8 protein-coding genes are annotated in these 10,509 nt (G+C 38.2%); 3 read left to right on the forward strand and 5 right to left on the reverse strand.

Features of this window, described 5'->3' with window-relative positions:
• Positions 1-213: 213 nt before the first annotated feature.
• Positions 214-894 (forward strand): DUF3820 family protein, encoded by a 681-nt coding sequence (locus tag QZ265_RS07450; protein ID WP_296404912.1) that lies wholly within the window; start codon positions 214-216, stop codon positions 892-894.
• Between the two features lie 55 nt (positions 895-949).
• Here QZ265_RS07450 and QZ265_RS07455 read toward each other — a convergent pair whose 3' ends face one another.
• Positions 950-1,879 (reverse strand): alpha/beta fold hydrolase, encoded by a 930-nt coding sequence (locus QZ265_RS07455; RefSeq protein WP_296404914.1) that lies wholly within the window; start codon positions 1,877-1,879, stop codon positions 950-952.
• 254 nt (positions 1,880-2,133) lie between these two features.
• Between QZ265_RS07455 and QZ265_RS07460 the strand changes: the two genes are divergently transcribed.
• Positions 2,134-2,811: a TIGR00730 family Rossman fold protein gene (locus QZ265_RS07460; protein WP_296404917.1), complete on the forward strand. Its 678-nt coding sequence runs from the start codon at positions 2,134-2,136 to the stop codon at positions 2,809-2,811.
• A gap of 228 nt (positions 2,812-3,039) precedes the next feature.
• Here the strand turns inward: QZ265_RS07460 and QZ265_RS07465 are convergent, their stop codons facing one another.
• Positions 3,040-4,755: an FAD-dependent oxidoreductase gene (locus QZ265_RS07465; RefSeq protein WP_296404918.1), complete on the reverse strand. Its 1,716-nt coding sequence runs from the start codon at positions 4,753-4,755 to the stop codon at positions 3,040-3,042.
• A gap of 352 nt (positions 4,756-5,107) precedes the next feature.
• Between QZ265_RS07465 and QZ265_RS07470 the strand changes: the two genes are divergently transcribed.
• A complete protein-coding gene (locus tag QZ265_RS07470; RefSeq protein ID WP_296404920.1) occupies positions 5,108-5,515 on the forward strand; it encodes a DUF1294 domain-containing protein in 408 nt (135 codons plus the stop codon).
• A 118-nt stretch (positions 5,516-5,633) separates the two neighbouring features.
• On the opposite strand, the gene lspA is transcribed toward QZ265_RS07470, so the two are convergent.
• From lspA to yihA, 3 genes are all read right to left on the reverse strand, one after another.
• A complete protein-coding gene (lspA, locus tag QZ265_RS07475; RefSeq protein WP_296404922.1) occupies positions 5,634-6,263 on the reverse strand; it encodes a signal peptidase II in 630 nt (209 codons plus the stop codon).
• On the reverse strand, positions 6,256-9,099 hold the full coding sequence (gene ileS / locus QZ265_RS07480) for an isoleucine--tRNA ligase (protein ID WP_296404923.1): 2,844 nt from the start codon (positions 9,097-9,099) through the stop codon (positions 6,256-6,258). The genes lspA and ileS overlap by 8 nt, the downstream gene beginning before the upstream one ends.
• Before the next feature lie 348 nt (positions 9,100-9,447).
• Positions 9,448-10,152 carry a ribosome biogenesis GTP-binding protein YihA/YsxC gene (gene yihA, locus QZ265_RS07485; RefSeq protein WP_296404925.1) on the reverse strand — a complete coding sequence of 235 codons (705 nt, stop codon included), beginning with the start codon at positions 10,150-10,152 and terminating at the stop codon, positions 9,448-9,450.
• Positions 10,153-10,509: the final 357 nt, after the last annotated feature.

Genomic DNA, 10,509 nt, shown 5'->3' on the forward strand with positions numbered 1-10,509 from the left:
CCATTATTTGATAATGCTTTTAAACAATGCTTCTAAATTATTAGTTTCTTAACTACTAGCTTATTAACTACTAGCTTCTTAACTATTATTTTCTTAATTATTAGTTTCTAAATATCAGCTTATTAACTACTATTTTATTAATTACTAGCTTCTTAACTTCTAAGATAGGAATAGGTATGTTACAAGTATTATTTAAAAAGGTTTGAAAATATCATGACAACTACTGCTTTAGTCATAGACACTGAGACGGACCAAGGACGTAATCCAAGGCCAATTCAAGTTGCAACTATAGAGGTGCATACGGGTCATGAATGGATGTCCTATTTTAATAGTGGACGACCCATTTCTCCGTTCGTCACTAAGATTCATGGTATTACCGATGAGGATGTGGAAGGGCTAGACTCTTTTGATTTAGAAAAATTTGAATTGTCTGATTATTTAATTGGACATAATGTGCGCTTCGATTGGGGGGTTATCGGACGACCGAAGGTTAAGTTGATCTGCACTGTTCGGTTAGCTCGCGTTGCTTTCCCTGAGTGGCACAGATACTCACAATCTTTGTGTATTGAACAGTTAATTGGAAAAGAAGAGGCAGCTGAAATGACTGCAGCAGCCCATGATGCACTTGGCGATGCTAGAATGTGTTATCTGCTATATAAAGCGTGTTGCGAGCGACTAGGTTTCGATGTGTCCGACTTTGAAGCGGCACATAAGATTTCCAATACCGCTAAGCCGATTACTAAGATGCCTTTTGGTAAGCACAAAGGTAAACGCATTGACCAATTACCTATGCCTTATGTGACATGGATGTTGGCTAATATCCCCAATTTAAATCCTAGTTTATATTCTGCCCTACAAAAACGAATTACAGAAGATTTAGCGGCATCAGAGTAGGCTTGATAAATGGTTATGCCTAAATTATTATAGCTTTATGTATTGTCTTTTCCTTTTAGGCTCCATGGCTTTCAATCCATTGCGTCGCCATTTGCCAAAGTTGCGGTGCTTGATCATAAGTTTTTGAGCTAAAGAATTTCATATGGCCAATATGGTTTAGTCCAAACTGTTGTGGCGCTAACATTTCCTTTTTGACTGGCATGCTAGTAAATACTGCCAACATGTCATCGACGTTTTTGCTATTGGCAATGTCATCATCGGTAAAATTTAACCATAACGCGGGAGTTTTTAGCTGATCATAATAATGGGTAAAAACGGTTTTACCAAATGCAGTTTTGATGTAACCTTTACCATTACACCAGTCACGCCATTGCTTGGCAACACCGCGAGGCAACGGCTCACCCATACCAAACTTATCTGAGGGCGTATAACCTAATATTAAGTTACCAACAGTAATTGCGCCGTTCATGAAAAACATAGCTCGGGCTTTAAATGGCATGGTCATGTTTTTAATACGACCTGAAGAACATGCAATATTAACCACTGAAGATAGAACCTGATAATTTGGCATTAGCCCAATCAATTGTCCGCCTGCACTATGGCCTATCAAGTGATATTTGGCATTTGGGAATTCTTCTTGTAACGCGTCTAATACCGAGGTTGCATCATGACGCCCCCAGCTGATTAATGAGGCAGTAGATTTAGCTAGGGTACAGGTTAATGAATCGCCAATACCTTCATTATCATACGTAATAACGCCGAAGCCTTGACTGGCCAGATAATTGGAAAACTGATGATAGAAACCTCTTTTGATTCCTGTAGCTGGCGCAATCATAATGGCATTTTTAACATCCTCGCCGTTAATATCTACTGGTAAATACAAGCTAGCAGTCAATGGCTGATTGCGCTCTGTTATTATGGTTAAAGTTATGGGAGTATTGGAATGACTTATAGTAGTATTAGATTTGCTTGTTAAATTCGACATTCGAACTTCCTATTTAAAAAAATGAGTTATTTTTATAATGATAAAATCGATTTATGGCGCATCTTAAGGATTTATGTCTTTTTTGATATTATCATTTAATAATTTAATTTTGTCTTTAATTTAACAATAACAATGTCATTTAAATAAATAAAACACAGTGAGAAATTCCATTGTGTGCGACTATGTTATGATATTCAAATGTTTTATTTATACCCAATTTATTATTTATATATTTATTAAGGTGGCATTTATTTATGACTCAAAAGTTAAAAGTTGCGACGAGTTTAGAACCAACTACCATTACCAGTAAAGATGTTGAACATGTCAGTGATATTGTAGATAAAACCACTATTAATCAGCCTTTGGTAGCTGTGTATTGTGGCTCACGTATAGGCAATAATCCTGTTTATGAAGCTGCTGCTAGAGAATTGGGCACGGCTTTGGCAGAAAATGGTATGGGCTTAGTATATGGCGGTGCGAGTATCGGTTTAATGGGTGCAGTAGCCGATACAGTGATTGCTGGCGGTGCTCATGTCGTAGGGGTTATTCCTAAATTTATGTTAGATCATGAAATTGCTCATGAGGGACTAACTCGCCTTCATTTAACAGATACCATGCATACTCGAAAAGCTATTATGGCTGAATATGCCGATGCTTTTATAACTTTGCCTGGCGGTCTAGGCACTTTGGAAGAAATCATGGAGATTGCTACTTGGCGTCAATTGTTTCAACACGAAAAGCCAATGATTATTCTAAATATAAATGGCTTTTATAATCCATTAGTTGAGCATTTAAAACATACTGCTGAAGAAGGGTTTATGAAGCAACAAGACTTAGACAGATTAGTGGTCTGTAATGACATTGAATCTGCAGTAAGCTTACTGAATAAGTATGTTCATATTAAAGATCCTGTCGCTACTCATAAACTCTAATACCTAGAGTTTAAAAACAGTCAATATATATAATAAAAAAGTCGTATTACAAATGAGCTTGATAACAACTGAGCTTGATAACGACAGAGCTTAATAACAACATAGCTTAATAACAACTTAGCTTGATGAAAAACGGTTCTGATAACAAAAAGCTGCCATAAGGCAGCTTTTTTATAATGTAAAGGATCATAATAACAGATATAAGGCTTAGACCGCCTTAAGTATGCCTTAACTGAACGAAGTTACCACGTCCGACATTGGCAAAGGGAATGCACGCTGATGAGCAAAAAGCTTGGCCAAATCATCAATATTTTGTTTGCTACTATGACGCAAATAAATCCAATCATGATGATGTCGTGAATGGTTTTGCTGCGGTGTCGACTGTATTAAATTTTGTGACTCAAGCAGTTTAACAATATCATCAGAGGCTTCTAGGGCCGAAGAAGCTTTGACATTCTCAGCACGAGCATAATGAATTTCGGGATATAGGCTAACATCAGCAACTCGTAAAGTATCATTGTTACCTGGAATCTGTTGACCGCCATATAACGCATTACCTGTAGGTTTTGCGCTGGCAAAACGTGGCACAAATTCACTAACCTCGATAATAGCCCTTTGACTGCGCTCCTGAAGTGTTGCAGGATTCCAACCGTCTTCAATGCACTGTATATACTTAGGCTTTAATTCTGGCTGTGCATCATCGTCTTTAGTTGCTACTAGCCCATCTTCAAATAAAGTCACTGCTTTATTCATACTGTGTATTTGATAGTATCCATTTGGATATGGTGTTAGCTGAACCATACCTTGGGGAGTACCACGCTTGCCGTGAATAATAATTTCGGGCAATATTAAAGGACTATAAATTAAATCTTCTTCTAAGCCATATGAGTCGTCATGTGAATAGCTATTTGAATCCGTCTGTGAAGTTATAAATGTAGCATTGGAATTGGGGTTGTTCCAATGAGTTACGTAGGAGGCTTTAAACTCCACCATACGTTTAGCTGGCACGCCAATCATATTGTCAATAATACCGGTTTTGAAGCCACAGGCATTAATTAAATAATCGACTTTAATGGTTTGAGTGTCGTCAACAGAAGTATTGGCTTCACTACCATCCTCTCTATAAGTCTTCTGCTTATAGTGAATATTCCATTGAACAGTTGAACCATCAACTTGCTGATTGGCCAATTGTTGCACGGCAAATGGCTTTAAGGCCAATTCGTTATCAGAGTTTTCGTCTGCTGTATGGGTTTTTGTCATATCAGCTACGGTAACGCCTACGACTTGTGTATTAAGAAGTAAATGGGCATTAGGGTAAAATCCTAAAGCAATCTGAGCAGAAGCTGCCAAACGAAAAATATTCCAGCCATATTCTTGAACCGCAACGATTGGATATTTTAGTTTGTCTAAGTCCAATTGACGAGCTGCATTGGCAACCCAATGATCCAAGTGAGTAGGGGTAGAATTGATGTCAAAATTTGACTGATGAATTAAAGCTAACAAATCCTGTTTATTATAGAGACGATAATAATCTTCGGCTTCACCCAGTACTTTATTAGCAGGATCAGCTACAATCATCGCTTTATATTCACGAGTGAGCAGTTGCAAACGGGGTATTAAGCTTTCTGGCGTCCCATCATCGCGCTGGGGAATGGCTATAACAGTAGGTCTAACGTCAATACTGTAAGGATACATGCGTAACATATCAATGGATTGCTTTAATAACTCAACACAATCCTCGTCAGGTATTTCACGATATAAGTTACCTCCAGCATGAAGATGACACATAGGAGGTCCATCAATCAAGCTAGATTTGGATTCAAATAAATAGGTTTCAATACCCAAAGCTGCCAAACGAATAGCAATGGTTGATCCAGCAACGCCGCCCCCTATAATACCTACTTTCAAACTCGCTCCTTCAGGCTTATATTTTTCAGCCTTCATATATTTTTTAGCCCTTAAATAACTACTAGCCCTAATATAACCGTAAGCTCTAATATAACCGACAGCGCTACTATAACTGTCAGTATGTAGACTATTCAAATTTTTGATTATCATTATTATTAGATTTATCAGTCATCACATTTAAAATAATGGTTATGCATGATATAGAAATATGTTAATTTTACTAACGACTATAATAACAACTTTAGATAAAAATCACTGTTGCTTCAAAGTTGTAGCATCGTAAAGTTAACGTAGGATATTTATAGTTTATGGTGATGATGGAAGCTTTATACAAGCCTTTTTTTGATCAAGTCGTACTACGCGTTATTTTTAACCCTCAGAGAGCATAATGAAAAAAAATATAATAAGAAGGTCAGCTAACCAAGTTAGTTTCCATCAAAAACAAAGGCAGCAGTTAATAACGGGCATAGGTTTTTATGTGGTGCTTATATTTACTACCATAATGGGTAAATTAAGCTTAAGTGTGTTGGGTTGGTATTTTTTAATAGGGGTAGTAACTTTCTTTGTGTATGCAAAGGACAAACAAGCCGCTCAATTAGGAAAATGGCGTACTCCTGAGACCACATTACATGTATTAAGTGCTTTAGGCGGCTGGGTAGGCGCCATGTTTGCACAAAATTATCTGAGACATAAGACCCAAAAGCCCGACTTTAGGTTGGCTTATTATGTAACAGTGTTAATTAATTTAGCAGCACTGTTATATCTTATTCTAGGAGATGATATTTCAAAGTATTGATATCCCCTAATCAAAAATATCCCCATAAAAAATCCCGCCATATGACGGGAGATATAAAGCAAAAAAGAAAACATAGTCACGGTAAAAAATGATAATTCAAATGTACAGATTTACCATATCATGATTGAAACTTCGTGTTACGCTTGCTTTCCAAAAACAGCATATCTATAACAACGATAGCTACCCCAATACAAATGGCCATATCTGCCACATTAAAAATGGGATAATGCCATACATCTGCATAATGCACATGGATGAAATCGATCACTTTACCAATACGAAGGCGATCTATTAAGTTACCAATAGCGCCACCAAGTATTAAAGCTAAGCCCACATTTAACAGCTTTGCTTGACGGGGTGCTCGGGTCAAATAAATCAATAAAAATAAAGACATCGCTAGCGATAAACCAGCAAAAAACCATTTCTGCCAGCCGCCTTGGTCCGCTAAGAAGCTAAAAGCGGCACCATAGTTGTAGGCCAACGTCCAATTCAAAATAGGTTCAATGACTGAGACCGGCTCATGAAAGGTTAGCTTTAATTCTGCTAACCATTTGGTCCATTGGTCCAATCCAATCACCATAAAAGATAACATATACCATAATAGGGCACGACCTCGATTAGGAATGAGTTTAGGTCTTTTACTCAGGCTAGGCGATGCAGTAGCATAAACAGGTACTATCGAATCTTCTGAATTAACAGTCTTGGATTCTCGATTATCGCTTAAGTTATTGCCTGTAGAATTAGGCATAATGTCTAACCTCGCCTGCGCCTTCAATATTACTCACACAGCGTGTGCAAATTAATGGATGGTTGAGATCTGTGCCTACATCATCACTGACGTGCCAGCAGCGGACACATTTAGTGCCTTCAGCGGGGGTAACTTCAACACGTAGGTTATCCAGCTCAGTAGCATCGCCAGCTTCATTACTGCTAAGCTTATTTAAACTTGCTGAGCTAGTAATCAACACGAAGCGTAATTCATCATCAAGCTTAGATAGACTGTCATAAATCTCACCGTCTGCATAGATAGCTACAGCCGCCGATAAATTAGCATTAATACGTTTTTGTTCACGCACATGCTCAATAACTTTATTAATGGCATCTTTGGCTTCTAAAATGACTCTCCAATCAGACTCAGTAATGGTAGTCATGCTAAAATCAGGTAGCTGGTACCAGTCTTTGGTAAAGACATAAGCATTATCACCTGTGGCAGAGTCCTTAAGCAAGGCTTCCCAAGCTTCTTGAGCAGTGAAGCTTAGAATAGGGGCAATCCAGCGTAGTAAGGCATGAGCGATATGATACATCGCTGTCTGCGCTGAACGACGTGGCTTACCATTTGCCATTGTCGTGTACTGACGATCTTTAATGATGTCTAGATAGAAGCCACCTAAGTCTTGAGAACAGAACGCTGTCACTTGCTGAGTCACTTGGTGAAAATCCATTGCATTATAAGCTGCGATAATAGCTTGCTGGACTTCTTTTGCCCGTAGCATGATGTATTTATCAAGACTAACCAGTTCTTCTATGTCCAAGCTATCTGTATCTGGATTGAAGTCATCAGTATTGGCCAATAAAAAACGGATCGTATTACGGATACGACGATACATGTCAGTAGCACCCTTAAATGCTTGCTTACCTGCATTCATCTCGTAGCGGTAATCGCTTGATGCGATCCACATACGTAACATATCAGCGCCCGTCTTATTGATTTCATCTTGTGGATTAATGATATTGCCCAGTGATTTGCTCATCTTACGGCCATTTTCGTCTACCACAAAGCCGTGGGTTAAGACTTGCTTATAGGGTGCTCTGGCATACATTGCTTCAGAAGTTAATAATGAGGTCTGGAACCAACCACGGTGTTGATCTGACCCTTCTAAATACATATCGGCTGGGTTGGTCTGATTGTCATCTTGTTCAAGCACGGCAAAATGAGTGGTACCTGAATCAAACCATACATCTAAAGTATCGGTAGATTTGGCGTAATCTTTAGCATCTTCACCAATAAAGTCTTCTGCTGCTGCATCAAACCAAGCTTCTACCCCGCCTTTTTCAATGACCTGTGCAATATCTTCCATGAGTTGCAAGGTATTTGGGTGTAGTTCATCTGTTTCTTTATGAATAAAGAATGGAATTGGTACGCCCCAAGTACGCTGGCGAGAGATACACCAATCAGGACGACCAGACACCATAGCTTCAATACGATTTTGTCCCCATGCAGGTGTCCATACAACATTAGGGATGTCCTGCAAGGTCTGTTCTCTTAAAGTATTGTCACCTTCTTGAACATGGTGATCCATACGGATAAACCATTGCGGCGTTGCACGAAAAATAATAGGTGACTTATGACGCCAGCAATGAGGATAGCTATGCTCCATTTTATAATGCTTTAATAAGTGACCGCTGTCGCTTAAAGCCTCAATGATTTTTGGTTGTGCTTTATAAATATGTTCACCTATGAATACTTCAGCAGTCTCTAAGTAGACCCCATTACCGCCTACAGGATTGGTAACAGGTAGGTTGTAACGTAGACCCACTATATAATCATCGGCACCATGTGCAGGCGCAGTATGAACTAGACCAGTACCACTTTCAGTGGTGACATGATCGCCTAAAACGATAGGAACTTGACGAGAGTCTATGAGCGGATGTTGTGCTTTAACCATTTCAAGCTTATCACCAGATAAGGTAGTGATAACCCCTTCGTTTTCAAGACCAAGAGATTTTAAAGCGTTTTCAATTAAGTCAGTCGCCAGAATCAAGTTACCTTTAGAGGTTTTTACCACGCTATATTCAAAGTCAGCGTTTACTGCAATGGCTTGGTTGGCTGGCAAAGTCCATGGGGTGGTGGTCCAAATAACTGCCGAAGTTTTATCAGCACTGCTATCTTGAGGTAGAACCTGTAAGGGATCTACCAAATCAAAGGCCACATAAATAGCATCTGAAGTTTTGTCTTCATACTCAACTTCTGCTTCAGCCAATGAAGAGCCACAATCCAAACACCAGTTTACTGGCTTCATACCACGGCTGACATAACCATTGGCATATATTTTGCCCAAAGCACGAACGATGTTGGCTTCTTGCGCGAAGTTCATGGTTAGATAAGGATTTTCCCAATCACCAAATACGCCAAGGCGCTTAAAATCTGCCATCTGTAAATTAACTTGACTACGGGCATACTCACGGCATAGACCACGAAACTCAGTCGCTGATACCTTTTGACCTACTTTACCTACTTTGGCTTCAACTTTTTGTTCAATCGGTAGGCCATGACAGTCCCAACCTGGCACATATGGAGCATCGTAACCTGATAAGGTTTTTGATTTAACAATAATATCTTTTAAAACTTTGTTTACCGCATGACCTAAATGAATTTGACCATTTGCATACGGAGGGCCATCATGCAGAATATACTTATCACGGCCAGCTTTTGCTTTACGGATTTTGCCATATACATCATCCGCTTCCCAAGCTTTTAACCAATCTGGCTCACGTTGGGCTAGGTTGCCTCGCATCGGAAACGCCGTATCAGCAAGGTTTAACGTATCTTTGTAATCAGGATTAGAATTCGTCGAATCAGTCATAGAAGCTGTCTTATTTATATGTAGGTGATAACAAAAATTGAAATTAAGATATTAACTATTATTCAAGGATTAACTGTAACTAAGGTAGTAAACTAAAGTTAAGGTATAAAATAAAATTAAGGTTTAAACCAAAATTGAGGTATAGACATCAATTTAATTATTAACTTCGAAGCTTTAGCGCTGAAACTTAAGCAAAAAAGTTGTAAAATATTTAACTATTTGTATTTGTTTAAGCCCTAATTTTAAAAATATTAAAGACTTACAAAAAATCTAGAGTAAGTAAAGCACAATATCGTTCATTATAAGATAAAACGCTAGTTAAAGGTAATAACACCTAATTATAAGGCATCATTGCTCTGTTGACTGCCCATCAATGTGTAGCCAACGTCCCATCACTTCTGCCAATTCTTCTATGCCTTCTTTTTTTAATGATGAAAATAATTGTATTGAAAAATGTAAATCGAGCTTTTCAAGTTCACGCTTGGTTTGCAATAAAATGTTTTTGGCAGGTCCATATTTGAACTTATCTGCTTTGGTCAATAAGACATGTACTGGTAACTCACCATCTTTGGCCCAACGCAGCATCTGTTCATCAAAGAACTTAAGTGGGTGACGACTATCCATCATCAATACCAAACCTGCAAGACTTTCGCGAGATACCAAATATTCTTCTAATTCGGTTTGCCATACCAATTTCATTTTTTCAGGGACAGCGGCATATCCATAACCAGGTAAATCTACCAAGCGAGCTTCTTCATTACCAATTGAAAAGAAGTTGATCATTTGGGTTCGCCCTGGCGTTTTTGATGAACGGGCTAATTGACGTTGATTGGTCAATACATTAATGGCTGAAGATTTACCAGCATTAGAACGTCCGGCAAAAGCCACCTCATAGCCTATGTCTGCTGGACATAACTTAAAGGTAGGGGCAGACATTAAGAACTCAGTTTGCTCTAAACGTTTGCGTGCAGAAAGATGTGATAAATCTGATGCTGATTCGGGTGCAACATATGGTGGAGCTTTGTTTTTTTTAGTCTTTGGTGCATTAGCCATAAGGTGTCTCAAGTTTGAACAGTATTAAATAAGTTTGACGGCTATTAATTAAACGATAATTTTATTAAACATTCAGCGAAAAAGTAATATGCGATAAATTAAAGTATTTTTAAAATTTAATCCGTATTATCAAGAATCATAGGTTAAATAACAGGTTGCATTAATAAATGGTGCGTAATTACAGTATATAGATACATAATAAGCTGCATAAATAAAAAGTCTGCAGATCTATTTTAATCCGCTGTATGGTAAATCAAATTAAATAGGGGGCCATAATTTGTACCATTATAACCAGTCTTTGTTATGAAAGATAATGGCGAAAGTAAAGCAATATTTTACTATCTCAAATGCAATTAT

It is taken from the genome of Psychrobacter sp. (assembly GCF_018260395.1).
Taxonomy (GTDB): domain Bacteria; phylum Pseudomonadota; class Gammaproteobacteria; order Pseudomonadales; family Moraxellaceae; genus Psychrobacter.

What these genes read in the sequence shown, in the direction of transcription:
- QZ265_RS07465 (WP_296404918.1), bottom strand. Translation starts at nt 4,755, where the DNA reads ATGAAGGCTGAAAAATATAAGCCTGAAGGAGCGAGTTTGAAAGTAGGT.
- QZ265_RS07450 (WP_296404912.1), top strand. Translation starts at nt 214, where the DNA reads ATGACAACTACTGCTTTAGTCATAGACACTGAGACGGACCAAGGACGT.
- lspA (WP_296404922.1), bottom strand. Translation starts at nt 6,263, where the DNA reads ATGCCTAATTCTACAGGCAATAACTTAAGCGATAATCGAGAATCCAAG.
- QZ265_RS07470 (WP_296404920.1), top strand. Translation starts at nt 5,108, where the DNA reads ATGAAAAAAAATATAATAAGAAGGTCAGCTAACCAAGTTAGTTTCCAT.
- QZ265_RS07460 (WP_296404917.1), top strand. Translation starts at nt 2,134, where the DNA reads ATGACTCAAAAGTTAAAAGTTGCGACGAGTTTAGAACCAACTACCATT.
- QZ265_RS07455 (WP_296404914.1), bottom strand. Translation starts at nt 1,879, where the DNA reads ATGTCGAATTTAACAAGCAAATCTAATACTACTATAAGTCATTCCAAT.
- yihA (WP_296404925.1), bottom strand. Translation starts at nt 10,152, where the DNA reads ATGGCTAATGCACCAAAGACTAAAAAAAACAAAGCTCCACCATATGTT.
- ileS (WP_296404923.1), bottom strand. Translation starts at nt 9,099, where the DNA reads ATGACTGATTCGACGAATTCTAATCCTGATTACAAAGATACGTTAAAC.